The organism is Chryseobacterium foetidum (assembly GCF_025457425.1).
Lineage (GTDB): Bacteria > Bacteroidota > Bacteroidia > Flavobacteriales > Weeksellaceae > Chryseobacterium > Chryseobacterium foetidum.
On sequence record NZ_JAMXIA010000002.1, the window covers coordinates 114,622 to 129,773 of the forward strand.

Here is a 15,152-nt window from a genome sequence, read left to right on the forward strand (position 1 = left end):
TATGCGGAACATAACTAATGATAATCAATAAACATACAACAATGAAAAAATTAACACTATATTCAATACAATGGGCAGGAGCGGTTTTTGTATACTTGACGCTCTTTTCCTGTGAGAAAATACTTGAGACGGATCTTCCTGAAAATCAGATTCAGTCGGAGACTGTTTTTGAAAACGTACAGACAGCAAATTCAGTCCTGTCCGGGCTTTATGCCGGACTCTTCGATTCTTCTCCGGTCTCAGGAGACCAAAGCGGATACAGCCTTGGTCTTTACACGGACGATCTTGATTTCTATGCCTTAAGCAATACGAGCGGGTTGCTGGAGATTGCCAACAATACGCTCAATGACGCCAATGCAACAACTTCTTCATTCTGGACAGCGGCTTATCAGAAAGTCTATGTCTGTAATACGATTCTGGAGGGGATTGAATATTCGCAGGGCATAGGGTCTGCAGACCGCCAGAGAATCAAAGGGGAGGCTTTGGCTATACGATCCCTGCTCTTCTTTTATCTTCAGCAAATCTATGGGGATATACCATATCCTGTTACAACGAACTATATGATCAATCAGTCAATATCCAAAACACCGTCTGCTGAGGTCATGAACAGACTTGAGATGGATCTGGAGGAAGCGGTGGGATTACTTCCGGATGCTTACCGGAATACAGAAAGAATTTTCATCAATAAGAAGGCTGCCCAGTTGCTGCTTGCAAAAGTGTACATGCAGCAGCTGAAGTCGCAGCAGGCAGAAACTGTTTTGAAATCTGTGGTTCAGAGTTCACTGTATCAGTTTCAGAATGACCTGACAAAAGTATTTCTGAAACCGGGAACGCACATCATCTGGCAGCTCAAACCAAGAAACAATACAGATGCCGTCAAGGAAGCAACAGCCTATTATTTTGCGAATGCGGCACCGCTTTATGTTGCAGCGTCATCATCGCTGGTCAGTGCATTTACTGCCGGTGATCTCCGAAAATCTCAATGGATGGCTGCGGTAACCGTTGGCGGAACAACATGGTACCGTATTGAAAAATACAAGGCAAGATCTGCCAACACAACTGAATATTCCATTGTATTCAGGCTTGAGGAAGCGTATCTGCTTTTAGCAGAAGCATTGGCAAGGCAGAACAAAACGGCGGAAGCGATACCGTTTATCAATCCGGTCAGGCAAAGGTCAGGTCAGGTCTTGCTTCCCGTTTCAGTAACGCAGCAGGTAATACTTGATGAGATTGTAAAGGAAAACAGAAAAGAGTTCTTTACAGAAATGGGAAACCGTTTCCTGACACTGAAGAGATTTGGTTTACTGAATACACTGATTCAGACCAAACCCAACTGGAAAAATTTCCATCAGTTCTGGCCTCTTCCCCAAAGCGAGCTGCTTTTGAATAAAAACCTGAATCCTCAAAACCAGGGATACTGATGGTCAGGTTATTTTTACTTCTGATTTTCTGTGCAGGAATTTGTATTTCTGCACAGAATACAGGGGGATCATTGGAGAACAATATTCGGGAATATGCGAATATCCGAATTTTAGCTGCATCTTCTGATCAGCGGTATGTAGTTTTACATAAAACATACAAAACCAACAGCGATACCGTTCTGATATTCGACCGCAAATCTGCAAATCCAATAGCAGACACCATACTGCGTCAGGCTGATGTTTCGTTTTTGAATAATGAAACAGTATTGTTATCAGGGTATAATAAAGCCAGTCTTCTAAATCTCAAAAATAGAAAGGTAAAATCTTTTGATGATGTTAAACGTATCATAGTTCTGAAAGATCACAAACAGTTTGTAACCGGGGACGGTAAAGGAAACATTACGGTGTACAATCAGAATGGAAACCTCCTGAAAACGCAGACGCTTGTTACAGATCTGATTGGTAACGGGAAGTCAGCGTATGCTGTGAGAAAAGGGGCAGGCAATACCACTGAAATTATTAAATGGGACGGTCAACGGATGAAGCAGGTTTATAATACCGGCGATAAAATCAATAAAACAGCGTTTTTGGATTCAGGGAAATTTCTGACAGTCAATAAAAACAAAGCTGTCGGGAATAGTAATCTTTTTAGTGTAGCTCTATTAAGGATTTCTGATGATAAAATATTTCAGGGTGATGAGGTCATCTCATCCAAAGGCGACAGGATAAATGTAACTCAGATAAATAATGAAGAGGTCTTTCTGGTTGATTTTCAAAAAACAGAGATGCCTGTTAAAAATACTATGCCCGAAATATGGTATGCAGGTGATAAAACACTGAGAGATCAGAAAACAGGAAGTATCCTTCATGATTATTATATTTGGAATGTTGGGGATGATAAAGTTAAACAACTGCCTGTACAACAATTTAATAATTATTTCGGGATGCTGGATTCACGGTTTCTTTGGGCATACAGCAGTGATGAAAGATTCAGTTATACGGGAGAGAGGGAGTTTGAAATTAATATTTATGATACGGAAACCGGAAAGTCAGAAAGAATATTTGAGCGAACCGGCAGACTCACAGCTTCTGCCGACAGAAGATATACGCTGGGGTATGAAGTCAACAGGAAAGGGTGGTCACTTTACGATCACGTCAGTAAAAAATCGGAAAATCTTCACTTGCCTCTACAGGCTTCCAATCCTGTATTTACGGGTACGGGTGAAATCCTGTTTGAAACGGACACTGATCTTCTGAAATATCACTTAAAATCAAAATCCCCGGAGTGGCTTAATATAGGCAAGGGAGAGAAAGTGAAATTCTATAAGTTTAATCCTGAAGTCGTTCATGTGTTCAGTACATTTACTGCATCAGTCAGCCAGATAAAAGCAGGGCAAAGTATTCTTCTGAACGTTAGCAGATACCTGCAGGATGATACCGCATATTATGCTTATGATCAGGACAGGCTTACTGAAATTATACCTTTTACAAAAGAGCATTTGAGGGATTTTACGTACAGTCCCAAAGCTTCAATTTTCTTTTCTGTAGAGGAGAATTTTAACCGGCCTGCGGAACTGAATATAAGAGAATCCGGCAGTCCAAAAATTAAACTGCTGTACAGAAGCAGTCCGGCGGAAAAAAGGATAGCGCGTCTTAAGCAGGAGATTCTCCATTATAAAAACAGTCTGGGGCAGCCTTTAAAGGGAGTATTATATTATCCTGTTGATTTCGATCCTCAAAAGAAATATCCTGTGATAGTTCATATTTACGGAATACTGAACACCGGAGCAAATAAATTTTTGTCGTCCGAACCCGGGAATAACGGCTTTAGTAAAAAGTTACTGCTGGAAAACGGTTATTTTGTATTTCAGCCAGATATTGTACCTGATGGAAGGGGAATGGGCAGGGCAGCTCTGGACTGTGTGAATGCAGGTTTGGATTCCATCCTTAAAAATGACAATATTGATGCACAAAAAGCAGGATTGATAGGACATTCATTAGGAGGTTATGAAACTAATTTTATTGCAACTCAGTCAGACAGGTTTGCTGCTTACGTATCAGGTGCTTCTTTAGGAGATATCACCAGTTTTTATTTTTCCTTTAATGAGCTTTTTAAAGTGGCAGACTATTCAAGATTCGAGTCCGGGCAGTTTGCGATGAATGCCTCGTATGCTGAAAATAAGGAGTTGTACTTTCGCAATAACCCTGTCAATTATGTGGAGAATGTCAATGCGCCTGTGCTGATGTGGTCCGGAAAGAAAGATACCAATGCTCCCACCATTCATGCAATGAATTTTTTTATGGGACTTCTGAGAAACAGGAAAAAAGCCGTGGCACTATTATATGATACCCAAAAGCACAGTATTACAACAAATTCGAAGGAAATAGTGGATCTAAACAACCGGATTATGGATTGGTGGAATTACTTTTTGAAGGATAAAAAAGAAACAGAATGGATCAGTAAGGAAATGAAGGATGCTCTGTAGCATCCTTTGTTTTTTGTTCTCCTAACAGGTGGCTATTTAATAAAGCTTTTTAAAATGATAATGAATAATTTATAATAATCTCTTCATTCGCTGTCAAAACTATGTATTGTTTACGCAGATAATAACAAGGATTTTACTTTGCTTCTTAAAGATTCTGATTCCCACTATTCCGATTTTCTTTATATCTATATTAAACATATAAAATCGAAGGCTCCCCGCAGAAAGCCTTCGAAACACCAAATCACAAAATATTAATATGAAATTTTTTTTATAAAGCAGTTGCAGTATAAGTCACTGTTTGCGTGTAAGTTCCGGCTGGTTTACCTAAAATATCAGAAGATGATGATTTTGCAGCAGGAATCATATAGTCCAAATTCAATGTCAAAGCACTTCCCAGTGGAGCATTTGAAACTAAAGTCTGATCAGTTTGAGATAAAACCACAGCTGTTTTTGTTCCTCCCATTGTTCCCGCAGATGCAGCGGCTTTAATTGTCAAAACATTTACAGGGATTGTGTTTGTTCCGTTCAGGAAATTAGCCCCTCCTGCTTTTACCTTAACGTTAAAGTTTTTCGTAGAAGTGATTTTTAAAGAGTTGGCTTTATTAACCGTTTGATCAGAATTGTAATCTGCTGCAGTAGCGTAGTTAAAGTCCACATTGTTACCGATTGCGGTACTTCCGGTATCGATAGAAATTACATCATTCAGAGTAATGTTTACGGTTGTGGTTGCATTGGTATTCTGTGCCTGAACATTACTCGTTCCTAATATAATTGCTCCGAAAGTTAAAGCTGCGATTACGATTTGTTTTTTCATGAGAGTTTTTTTTAATTTTAATTTTTGATTTTCTGTTCTCTTTTGAACAATACAAATCTACGGTAGCGATAAAAGTTTCTTTGTAGTAGAAAATGGAAGTTCATGTAGTAAAATAACTACACTGATTGGTAAACAGAAAACCCTCAACTCTTTTTAAGTATTGAGGGCCTATAAAATTACTGGTACTCTATGATAAAGATGTCATAATATAAATTACTGTTTGTGCATAATTTTTTTTTTGAGGTTAAGAATAAGGAATTATAGGTTGCTAAACTTATTTTCAATTTTGTTTAAAACCATTTAGTCATATAACTTAAATTATACTGGTTTATTCGCTGTAATAATACACTAAATGACAACCGATTCTTTTAGCCCATATGTGATGTGCAAAAATATACAGGAATAAAAATAATCTCATCAGTAATACATGCACACCAAAAAGAAATAATAAAATTCTCAATACCATTATTGAAATACCCATAAGGGAAGTCATTCTAAATATTTTCCGTTGCAGAACCGATCAGCAGCTCCTTATATTCAGTTAAAAATTCTTCAACAGTTTTTGCAGGTCTGCCCAGGATATAGGGAATGTCATTTTGAACCATAGACATATAAGACATTCGCCCGTCCAACATTTGTTTGACAAATTCTATATTGGCGCTTGCGTACCATCTGTCTGCACCGCCCGCAATCCAGTCTTCGATCAGTTCCTTGAATTCTTCCAGTCCTTTTTCCTCACATTTGATCTCAAGTCCTGTGACTTTGCTCATCAGCTGGGCAATTTCTTTTCCATTGTAGCTCTCCACACTCAGCCAGTAATCCTTAGCTGAATGGCGCTCAGGACCATCTGCAAGAACCTGCGCGGCCACTGCAGCAATATCACTTGCGGCAATATAGCCCACTCTTCGGTCTTTCCAGTAGGTGGTGTATGTCAGGTTTTTTGGAAGGTAGGCACCTGTTAAGGCTTCCATAAACATATTGGGATGAAGGTGTGTCCATGCGATACCACTTGCTTCAATGTATTTTTTGATCAACTGGTGCCATGCAAAGTGGGCATCTGTAGTATCCCATTCAGCAAAAACACCTATGTGCACAATATGTCTTACACCAGCCTTTTTTGCAGCGCCCACCAAGGTTTTACTTTGGGTAAGCATACCAACGGTGTAGCCTGTGAGTAAAAAAAACCGGTCTACCCCTGTGAGTGCCAGAGCAAATGTAGCAGGATCATCCAAATCAAGAAATCTGCAATCCCTGCCTTCGCTGCGAAGCTTTTCCACCTCTTCCTGTTTTCTGGAAGTTATCCGCACGTTGACGGATTTGTCTCCAAGTTCTTTAACTACATGTTTCCCGATTGTTCCGCTGGCTCCCAAAACCAGAATCGTGGGATTTTGACTGTTATTCATTTGTACTCTATTTAAATTAAATCTGTGATAGCTGACAAAACTAAGGTTCTAGCTTAATCATTTGTAGTAACGATGCTGACTGGAATATTATTTTTAGTGGCATTTGAGTATGGGCAAACCTGATGCGCACGCTCAGTAAGACGATTTGCTTCTTCAATAGAAACATTCGAAATATTAACGGCAAGCTCCACAGCCAATCCAAAAGCTCCACCATCTAAAGGACCGATCGACACCTTTGCCTTAACAGAGGTTTCTCCCGTTTCTACTTTTTCCAGACGAATGGTGTGGTTAAGCGCACTGTCAAAACAGGCTGCATAACCGGCTGCGAACAGTTGCTCCGGATTGGTGTACTCATCGTTAGAGCCGCCCATTGCCTTTGGTGCTCTCACTTGTAGATCTAAAACTCCGTTATCACTTACTACCTGTCCATTTCTTCCACCAGTTGCGGTGACCTGTGCTGTATACAAAATTTTCATTATTACGTATTTTAAGTATTGATTTAATTTTTTCCTATCTGTTTCAAACGGTTACCTGCTAAAATTTCTTCGTAAGTCGGCCAGGAATCTTTACTTCTCAAACCGTCCATAATTGAATCTCTTATGCCAGGAGCTTTTCCTTTTTCAGCACTGTCCAATGCTTTTTTTAATTCTGCTTCTTCGAGTTCTGTACAATATGCTGGAGTTCCCGGCTGCTGTCTCCACGATTCAGCCAATGTGCCACCATCAACGGTGTCAAAACCTGTAATATCTACTATTTGAGCAACAACCTTCTTATGTTCCTCGTTATCGCCCGCTATAGAAATGGCTGTTCTCCCTTTTGTCCCGGTTGCTGTGCCCTTATGTTTTAAGGTTCCTTCCAGAATATTGTTGAACACTTTAACAAGCGGTCGGTCTAATATGCCTGAAATATATTCGCTTTCCGTGATCTCCTCTAATTCTGCGATGTTGCCATCTCTGAAAGGATAATAATTTGATGTATCCATCACCACCACATCCTGAGGCACCTCTTTTAGTAAATCCTTTGGCAGATCTTTATACGCATTGAAAGGCATAGAAAAGATGATGGCATCAACATCTTTTACCACATCCTGTAGTGTTGCGGCTTTTGCTCCCAAATCGGCCGCAATTTTTTCCAGTTCAGGCATTGCCCGCGTGTTGGTCACTTTCACACTGTGTCCTGCTTTAGATAATTTCTGAGCCAAAAGACTGCCTATGGCTCCAGTTCCTACAATTCCTATGTTCATATTTCTTAAATTTTATAATTAATAATTTTCTGTTTAAACCCTTGGGTCAATTCCATATTGTTCAGGGGCACCGATATGCTCTCTTAATGTTGTGCCTTCATAGTCTTCGTGAAAAAGTCCACGCTGCTGTAAAATCGGAACTACTTCGTCAACAAAGGCATCAATCCCATCATCCAGTATATCGGGCGAGATCCAAAAACCATCGCAGGCTCCGGCCTCAAACCAAGCCTGCATGTGATCGGCCGCCTCAACACCAGGTCCCACAATGGAGGGATGGTAATCAATGATCCCGTGTGCAATGACATCCTTCAGACTCCAGCCTTCCTTCGCAATTTTAAGGGCATTTGCAGACCGAGGATCATAAGGCGATGGACGCGCCACCTGCAATTGTTCTTCGGAGAGCGGTTCATTTAGATCATTAAGATCCTGTCTGATACCAAGCATCTGCTGAAGATAAGCTACACGCTGTGGGAGAAGGTGTCCCATTAATTGCAACCTACGGTCTAGCGCTGTGCGACGGTCTTTAACAATGGTGGTCATCATTCCTGCGATAAACTTGATCTCATCAGGATCACGTCCATATTTTTTCGCTGACTCACGAAATGCGTTGCGTTGTTGTATACCATCTTCAATCGTGAAGGCAGCGCCGATCACTACATTTGCAAACCTTCCCGCCAACTCATGAGCGTTCAGACTTCCGCCCGCATGAAAAACGATTGGCTGTCCCTGTTCAGATGGCGGAATGTACAGCGTTCCCCTGGCATTTACATATTTGCCTTTTAGGCTGACTCCGGCAATCTCATCGTGCTTTGCAAACTGTCCGGTCTGTTGGTTGTGTACCCATGCATCTTTTCCCCAGCTTCCCCAAAATGCCTGAACCAGCTGAACCACTTCATGAGCACGACCATAACGGTCTCTGCTTGAAGGAATGGTTTGTCCGTAGATCGCAGCCACATCATTATTGGTGGAAGTAATGGCATTCCAGCCCGCTCTGCCGTGGCTCATGATATCGAGTGCCTTGAACTGTTTCGCCAATGTATATGGCGCATTGAAAGTAGTCGAACCTGTGGCAACCAGGCCAATATGTTTGGTTTCCCTTGCCACGGCAGCCAATGTCATCATCACATCGAGATTGAAGTTGGGCGCTTCGGTTTCGAGAAGAGAAGAATCATCAGTGAAAGGACCATCCGGCAGGAATATGAACTGAAACTTCCCACGTTCTGCAGCTTGCGCGTGTCTCACGCGGGCGTCATAACTTGTGTAGTCTGTTGGATCAATACCTGGTGTACGCCATGCTCCTGGTTGGAAGCCATAACCATTGCCGGAAGTCAGGCCGATGATCATTTTTCTATTTTTGTTATTTTCCATTTCAACCTCTATGTATTATTGATGAAAAGTGACATTGCTGGTAATGGGCTCTCGTCCGAGCTTAATTGAGTTGCTTGGTGAATTGGGATCCGCGTAGCCAAATGAAATTCCAAAAAGCATTTTAAACTCTTCGGGCACATTCAGGATTTCCCTTATGGTTCCAGCGAAAAAGCCCAGTGCTGTCTGCGGGATGCCGGCGAGACCATGAGCTGTAAGGGATAACAGGAAGGTTTGCCCGTACATTCCAATATCACCACCTACACGTACATTATCACCAAACGACGGCATAAATGGTATTGCAACATGGGGTGCATTAAAGAAAGTATAGTTCCTGTCTGAAATTTCTTTTCGTCCCTCTTTATCTTCACGTTTGACATCAAACGCTTCATACATGGTCTGACCAAGGTTAAAATACCGCTCTTTGTATTGGCCATGATAATCATTAACATCGAAACTAAAATCAGGAGAAAATCTTCCTGCTTTGTTTTCTCTTACCAAAGTTTCTGACAATTCTCTTAACTTATTTCCTGAAATGATGTGCGTTTCCCAAGGCTGAGTGTTGCAGTTTGAGGGTGAATATTTTGCATCATCCAGTATAGAAGTAATGATATTTTCTGCTATGGGTGTATCTAAAAATCCGCGGCATGATTTTCTTGATCGTAATACCTCTTTAAATGTAAAATTGTTTTGCTGAATGTCTTCTGTCATATTTCTGTTCATTATTTCAAAATCTATTTTATAACCTTAAACAAAGTTCCGAATAAAATGCTTTACTTTGTATAGTCCTTTCCTCAAGGAAAGTGCATTTAATTTTAGTAATAATATGGCAGTAAAACGAGGTTACAACAATTGCATTGACACAATAAAACCGGTACGTGATTTTCTAGATGTTATGAGCGGAAAATGGAAATTTCCAATACTTGTATCTATTGGTGTAGGAAATGACAGGTTTACTGATATTCAGGACAGTATTCCCGGAATCACTCCCAAGGTTTTAGCGAAAGAATTAAAAGAATTAGAACAGCACGAGCTCATAAAGAGAACAATTACCAATGATTATCCGGTAAAAATAACTTATACAAGAGAACTTTACGCAGATACACTGACGCCGATAATTTATGCTATGAAAGACTGGGGAATCAACCATCGTGAAAAAGTTTTTGGTGCCAAAGAGGAAGATAATGGTTAATATTATATGAAGAATGTTTTCTCTTATAAAAATGCCATAAATTTTAAGGATGTAAAACGTCTATTGGAATAATAATGCTTTTTCAGATCGTTTTTTAAACTATTTCTTGATATTTAATTTAATATTTAAAACTAAATGGTAATATCTATTGTGAAAAAAAATCATACGAGATGATTAATTTTACTTTGCAAAATAATGTATTTTCATAGGTATTCCCAAAATATCTAAATTATTGGTCTCGAAAGAACTGCCAGAATTTACCATCTCCTCAAGGGTCACTGCCAGGCAGATAGAATCTAAAATATCATCTGCAGAAACATGTTTTCGTCTAAAGTTACGCATCGAATTATTATAGATCATTTCTGCTTTATCGGAGTAATTGCTTAACACCTGCAATCTTTCCTGCTGACCCTTATCTGTCTTTTTATTGAATTCCATAGATTGGTGATTGTTCAAAAAATGGAACGCAACCTCAGGATGTGATTCTTTGATTTTATCTACAAGGCTTCGGTTACTTTGTAAAAGTTGATCGACTTCTCTGATTTTTGGAACTATACCCCAGGATTGTTTGGAAATCCCTTTATTAATTATTTCTTTATTTATCTGATTAGCTTCTTCATATGATGAAGCATATATTGCCTCCCGACACGGCACTGAAAACAGACTCGCTTTTCTTTTTTTGGATAAAATTTTTCGGTTTAGCATTTCGCAATTTCTTTCAGTAAGATCAACATTGGCGAGACCAACAGGCATATCAATCATGAACATGCTGTTTTCAGGATAAAAACGTATCAGATCTGCCAGACTTTTAAAGAGGTTTGCAGAACTGCAATTCAATGAAACAGCTACCCATCCATACTTACAGCCATCAATCCCTATTAATTTTTTGCATTTTGCCAAAATCTAATGTAATTTAGATGGTAAATATAATCACTTTAAATTACTGACTAAAAATTATGATAATAGGATTAGATATTGGTACGTCGTCTACAAAAGCCGTTGCATTTGACCTGAAAGGCAAAGTCCTGGCAATACAAAGTATATCTTATCCTATACTGAATCCTCTGGAAGGACATTACGAACAGGATCCTGAGGTTATTTTTAAGGCGTGTATTGAGTCGATTGCGCGTGTAATGAATGAATTACAGGATCCTTATAAGATGCTGAAGCCTGTATGTGTTTCTGTTAGCAGTGCCATGCATGGACTGATAGCTGTTGACGAATCAGGCAGTCCACTCACGAATTGCATTATCTGGGCTGACCGGAGAAGTGAAGATATAGCTAACGGATTGAAGACAAATGAAGAAGGAAGAATATTATATCAACAGATCGGAACGCCCATTCATCCCATGACTTTGCTTTGCAAACTAATATGGATGAAATCCTGTGATGAAAAAGTGTTTATCCGGTCTCATAAATTTATTGGTATTAAGGAATTTCTTTTTTACCGACTCTTTGGGATCTATGTGGTTGATCATTCCATTGCATCGGCTACGGGATTGTTTGACATACATAAGTTAGTATGGTCTGATTTAGCACTGAATTTGGCAGGAATCTCTGCCGAACAACTGTCTGCACCTGTACCGATTGATTATGTTCTCACATTGCAAAACCGAAACACAGCAGCCTCGATGCGCATCCCAGAAGGTACTACGTTTGTTATCGGTGGTAGCGACGGATGTCTGGCTAATCTGGGAGTTGGAGCTATAGAACCAGGAGTGGCTTCTGTAACTGTTGGTACCAGCGGAGCTATACGGGTTGCCTCTTCGCTGCCAAATCCGGAGCAAAAACAACGGTTATTCAGTTATCTTCTCAGACCGAATGAGTATATAATTGGAGGAGCTGTTAATAATGGTGGTGTTTTGCGAAATTGGTTCCGAAATACCTTCTTAAACGAATCGACCATAAAAATAAAGGATGAGGATTTTACCCATTTTTTAAACGAAATGATAGATTCAGTTGCTCCAGGATCAGAAGGCTTGATTTTTTTACCATATATAACTGGTGAGCGTGCTCCGCACTGGAATTCCAATGCAAAAGGAGTTTATTTTGGAATACAGTTGCACCACACCTCTGCCCACTTTGCACGGGCAATGATGGAGGGCATGCTGTTCGCCATCTACAGTGTTGGAATTGCGTTGGAGGAAAATACCGGTTCAATTCAAAAGATCTATGTAAGTGGCGGTTTAGCGCGGTCACAGAATTTGATTCAAATGTTAGCAGACATTTTTAACAAACCCGTTTTCATTAAAGATACAGTGGAAAGCTCCGCATGGGGAGCTGCACTAATAGGTATGGAAGCATTAGGAATTACGCTGAAGCAGCCTTTAGAAGAGTACACAGCAGCAGATATAACAGACGACAATGAACAAATGTATGAGCCGAATAAGCAAAATCATGCAGTGTACTTAAAAAATTTCAAACAGTTTCAGAGACTTTATGATAAGCTGGAAGACGAGTTTTAATTATATATCGATGTTTGAGATTGATTTAAAATCACCTTCTCAGTTTAGTTGATGCAATAATAAATTCCGATGCTAATTAATTTCGTCTTCCTTTGCCTGCATAGCACTGTTTAGAATCTGTTCAGCTTCTGAGAAAAATACGTTAACCGATATTTCAAACCCATTTTGCATGAAAAAAGTAACGTGCCCGTCATTACTGTAGCTTAAAAAAATAATATTATCTACATTTATCAAAACCGGCTTACCTAAAACTTTAGCTCCTTCAGGAGAATTGGGTTTTTTAATACTTAAAATAACTCTTTGACTTATATAAATCAATCCGGAATTACTGCATTTTAACCTCATAGAACAAATTTAAACTTTTATTTTTAAACCGATTTAATGCGTTTAAATCCAAGTGAATGAAAAAAGTATTGAATCATTTTTCAGATTTAATTTATTTGTTTTAAAATCTTCTTTTGCAGTGGAGCTGGTTCATGTACTTGAAAATAACTAAAAGTTTATTAATGTGTCATGGTAACTTTCTGTCTTCCCGTACCAAAGGAAAAATAATTAATAAGGTCGTGAAAATTTGAAAAATCGTGTACAATCTTACAGCATGAATATTTATATACGCAAAATGTACTGTCGAATCTTCAAAAAACGTTACTACGTTGTAAGTGAATGGAATAGTGGTGTAATAACCATTTCCCTTCCCGCTCTAAATTTCCCGTCATCAATCCAATATGTTTGAATGATAGTTGAAGACACGCTTATAATTGGTAAAAATGAAATAAGTAAAACGCCTAAAATAAGAAAAAATGTTTGATTCAAATAATGTTATTTAGGTTTTGTATTAATATTTGAGTTAATTCTTTATAAATTTTTCACGTACCGTAGTTTTTGCGGTTTTTAATTTTATAATATAGACGCCTTTATTTAAATGACTTGTATCAACCGAAGATTTTTCCAAAGCTAAATTTCCGGTTTTTACGAGCTGACCGGATGAAGAGTAAATTTCAAAAGATTTTAAAGCTACTTTGCTGTTGATATGTAGAACATCGCGTACTGGGTTTGGGTATATACTGATTTCTGCCGGAGCTGATGTCTCATCAAGTGACAGCGGTCCGCAGGCCGATTTTGCCAGTTTGGAAATGAAAAACTGGGATTTCCCACTGTTTCCAGCTGCTATGAGTGTATTTACCCCATCCGAGGGATCTGTAAAAAGCTGGCTGTGAAACAGGCCGCCCAGTACATAATTACCGTCATTATCCACGGCAATTGCCGAAAGCTCATCCTGAAAACCAAAGTTGCCCTGTATTTCATGGGTTCCGAGTACGTCGCCTGTATCCTTATTAAGTCTTACCAGTAAAGGATCTGCAAGGTCATTTTGTGCTCTGGTCATTTGATACGTTCCCCATTTGTCACCAATTGCGCCTTTGATAAATGCCAGCTCATTACCATTAAGTGCCAGAGAACCTCTCATAAACCGGTATCCCATGGGTGCCGTAGGGGTTAATCCATCGTGAATCTTCGACCACTGTACCGTTCCGGAAGAATTCATCTTCAGCACAAAAGGATTGATCCCGCTGTTGAAAGGTAAAGGGAAACTGTAGGTTCCAAACGTAGCGATAGCTGTAGGGGCTATTCCCCTGTAATAATATCCGGAAAGATAAATATTGGATTCATCATCTTTTACAAGTCCGAATATTTTATCGTCCTGATAGATGGAATTAGGTGTATTGAACTCTTTTCTCCAGATTTCATTTCCATTGGAAGCATTTAGGGCCAGCATAAATCCTTCATTATTAAAAGGAACAGAATTATAGGAAAAAGGAAACGGGCTCCCGTAACTTGAACTTCTTGAGCCTGCAATGTAGTACCTGTCCAGAGTCTCATCATACAGCATATTTATCTTGCCTCCGCCAACAGCTGATGCCAGAGTCCCTGAGACAGGCAGTAAAACCGGATTTGTTGCCAGAGTCATATTTCCATTACTGTTATTGAATTTTACAAGATAATACTGAAATGTATTAGTAAAAGTTGAAGGCACCGTTATCATTCCGTCAAGGTGCGTTCCTGCAGCAAAACCCAAAACCGCATGAATATTTTTAGAGCTGTCCATACACCACACCCCATTATCAGCGAATCTTACCGAATAACTTACATTGCCCTGCAGAGGCTTTTGCCATGCTAATGTTCCGTTTGAAGTATTATACTTTAAAAGGAATGCCGTATTGATCCCTGGATCAGGATCGGAGCTGTCGTACGCAACATTTACTACAGGCAGAGCAGTACTGGTATCAAAGTGAGTCGCAGTATACGTTGCAGGCGCACTAATGTTGGCCTGATTTACAACATTAGCCATAATATAAAGTCCTCCGTTATTATCGGTTTCAAGTTTCCATGCACTTTCTCCATCGCCATAACCGCCAATAGTTTGGCTCCAGCGAATATTTCCCAGACAATCAGTCGAAAATAACAGCAAATCCCTGGAACCGTAATGCGTTACCGGTTGACCGTCGAGCTGCGGAGTACCCTGAAATACAGAAGAAAGATAATAGTAATTGTTTTGGTTATCCACCGCTACGCTACGAATCATCTCATCAGTAGTCTCATTAAATCCGATACCACTGGAACCACTGTTTCCGCCACCTTGCCTGACCCATTGCCACTCATAGGTCTGAGAAAATGCGGCTAGGGGTGTTAATAAAAAGAGGAGCTTAAAGTAAAAATGAGTATTCATGGTAATTTGGTTTTAAAATATCTGATAAAAATAATATT

13 protein-coding genes are annotated in these 15,152 nt (G+C 39.6%); 4 read left to right on the top strand and 9 right to left on the bottom strand.

Going from position 1 to position 15,152, the window contains the following annotated elements:
- Nucleotides 1–41: 41 nt before the first annotated feature.
- Both NG809_RS17850 and NG809_RS17855 read left to right on the top strand, forming a co-directional pair.
- On the top strand, nt 42–1,421 hold the full coding sequence (locus NG809_RS17850) for a RagB/SusD family nutrient uptake outer membrane protein (RefSeq protein ID WP_262152689.1): 1,380 nt from the start codon (nt 42–44) through the stop codon (nt 1,419–1,421).
- The gene (locus NG809_RS17855; protein ID WP_262152690.1) at nt 1,421–3,907 is read left to right on the top strand and encodes an alpha/beta hydrolase family protein; all 2,487 of its coding nucleotides are present in this window, start codon (nt 1,421–1,423) and stop codon (nt 3,905–3,907) included. Before NG809_RS17850 ends, NG809_RS17855 begins: the two co-directional genes overlap by 1 nt.
- A 268-nt stretch (nt 3,908–4,175) precedes the next feature.
- Here the strand turns inward: NG809_RS17855 and NG809_RS17860 are convergent, their stop codons facing one another.
- The 6 genes from NG809_RS17860 to NG809_RS17885 all read right to left on the bottom strand — a co-directional run bounded on the left by NG809_RS17860 (nt 4,176) and on the right by NG809_RS17885 (nt 9,455).
- Nucleotides 4,176–4,721 (bottom strand): peptidoglycan-binding protein LysM, encoded by a 546-nt coding sequence (locus NG809_RS17860; RefSeq protein WP_262152691.1) that lies wholly within the window; start codon nt 4,719–4,721, stop codon nt 4,176–4,178.
- Between the two features lie 494 nt (nt 4,722–5,215).
- On the bottom strand, nt 5,216–6,124 hold the full coding sequence (locus NG809_RS17865) for an NmrA family NAD(P)-binding protein (RefSeq protein ID WP_262152692.1): 909 nt from the start codon (nt 6,122–6,124) through the stop codon (nt 5,216–5,218).
- Nucleotides 6,125–6,177: 53 nt separating this feature from the next.
- The gene (locus tag NG809_RS17870) at nt 6,178–6,600 is read right to left on the bottom strand and encodes an organic hydroperoxide resistance protein (protein WP_262152693.1); all 423 of its coding nucleotides are present in this window, start codon (nt 6,598–6,600) and stop codon (nt 6,178–6,180) included.
- Between the two features lie 23 nt (nt 6,601–6,623).
- Nucleotides 6,624–7,367 carry an NADPH-dependent F420 reductase gene (locus NG809_RS17875; protein ID WP_262152694.1) on the bottom strand — a complete coding sequence of 248 codons (744 nt, stop codon included), beginning with the start codon at nt 7,365–7,367 and terminating at the stop codon, nt 6,624–6,626.
- Between the two features lie 33 nt (nt 7,368–7,400).
- Nucleotides 7,401–8,735: an NtaA/DmoA family FMN-dependent monooxygenase gene (locus tag NG809_RS17880; protein WP_317619161.1), complete on the bottom strand. Its 1,335-nt coding sequence runs from the start codon at nt 8,733–8,735 to the stop codon at nt 7,401–7,403.
- Nucleotides 8,736–8,750: 15 nt separating this feature from the next.
- Nucleotides 8,751–9,455 (bottom strand): nitroreductase, encoded by a 705-nt coding sequence (locus NG809_RS17885; protein WP_262152695.1) that lies wholly within the window; start codon nt 9,453–9,455, stop codon nt 8,751–8,753.
- Between the two features lie 103 nt (nt 9,456–9,558).
- On the opposite strand from NG809_RS17885, the gene NG809_RS17890 reads away from it, so the two are divergent.
- Nucleotides 9,559–9,924: a winged helix-turn-helix transcriptional regulator gene (locus tag NG809_RS17890; RefSeq protein ID WP_262152696.1), complete on the top strand. Its 366-nt coding sequence runs from the start codon at nt 9,559–9,561 to the stop codon at nt 9,922–9,924.
- Nucleotides 9,925–10,104: 180 nt separating this feature from the next.
- Here the strand turns inward: NG809_RS17890 and NG809_RS17895 are convergent, their stop codons facing one another.
- Nucleotides 10,105–10,824, bottom strand: coding sequence for a DUF429 domain-containing protein (locus tag NG809_RS17895; RefSeq protein ID WP_262152697.1), 720 nt, complete (start codon nt 10,822–10,824; stop codon nt 10,105–10,107).
- A gap of 56 nt (nt 10,825–10,880) precedes the next feature.
- Between NG809_RS17895 and NG809_RS17900 the strand changes: the two genes are divergently transcribed.
- Nucleotides 10,881–12,389 carry a gluconokinase gene (locus tag NG809_RS17900; RefSeq protein ID WP_262152698.1) on the top strand — a complete coding sequence of 503 codons (1,509 nt, stop codon included), beginning with the start codon at nt 10,881–10,883 and terminating at the stop codon, nt 12,387–12,389.
- A 72-nt stretch (nt 12,390–12,461) separates the two neighbouring features.
- Here the strand turns inward: NG809_RS17900 and NG809_RS17905 are convergent, their stop codons facing one another.
- Together NG809_RS17905 and NG809_RS17910 are read right to left on the bottom strand one after the other, a co-directional pair.
- Complete coding sequence (locus NG809_RS17905; protein WP_262152699.1) at nt 12,462–12,734, bottom strand: hypothetical protein; 273 nt, start codon at nt 12,732–12,734, stop codon at nt 12,462–12,464.
- 502 nt (nt 12,735–13,236) lie between these two features.
- Nucleotides 13,237–15,114 (bottom strand): T9SS type A sorting domain-containing protein, encoded by a 1,878-nt coding sequence (locus tag NG809_RS17910; protein WP_262152700.1) that lies wholly within the window; start codon nt 15,112–15,114, stop codon nt 13,237–13,239.
- Between the last annotated feature and the right edge of the window lie 38 nt (nt 15,115–15,152).

Coding starts and splice junctions, on each gene's coding strand:
- NG809_RS17850 (WP_262152689.1), top strand. CDS start 42: ATGAAAAAATTAACACTATATTCAATACAATGGGCAGGAGCGGTTTTT.
- NG809_RS17855 (WP_262152690.1), top strand. CDS start 1,421: ATGGTCAGGTTATTTTTACTTCTGATTTTCTGTGCAGGAATTTGTATT.
- NG809_RS17860 (WP_262152691.1), bottom strand. CDS start 4,721: ATGAAAAAACAAATCGTAATCGCAGCTTTAACTTTCGGAGCAATTATA.
- NG809_RS17865 (WP_262152692.1), bottom strand. CDS start 6,124: ATGAATAACAGTCAAAATCCCACGATTCTGGTTTTGGGAGCCAGCGGA.
- NG809_RS17870 (WP_262152693.1), bottom strand. CDS start 6,600: ATGAAAATTTTGTATACAGCACAGGTCACCGCAACTGGTGGAAGAAAT.
- NG809_RS17875 (WP_262152694.1), bottom strand. CDS start 7,367: ATGAACATAGGAATTGTAGGAACTGGAGCCATAGGCAGTCTTTTGGCT.
- NG809_RS17880 (WP_317619161.1), bottom strand. CDS start 8,735: ATGGAAAATAACAAAAATAGAAAAATGATCATCGGCCTGACTTCCGGC.
- NG809_RS17885 (WP_262152695.1), bottom strand. CDS start 9,455: ATGAACAGAAATATGACAGAAGACATTCAGCAAAACAATTTTACATTT.
- NG809_RS17890 (WP_262152696.1), top strand. CDS start 9,559: ATGGCAGTAAAACGAGGTTACAACAATTGCATTGACACAATAAAACCG.
- NG809_RS17900 (WP_262152698.1), top strand. CDS start 10,881: ATGATAATAGGATTAGATATTGGTACGTCGTCTACAAAAGCCGTTGCA.
- NG809_RS17905 (WP_262152699.1), bottom strand. CDS start 12,734: ATGAGGTTAAAATGCAGTAATTCCGGATTGATTTATATAAGTCAAAGA.
- NG809_RS17910 (WP_262152700.1), bottom strand. CDS start 15,114: ATGAATACTCATTTTTACTTTAAGCTCCTCTTTTTATTAACACCCCTA.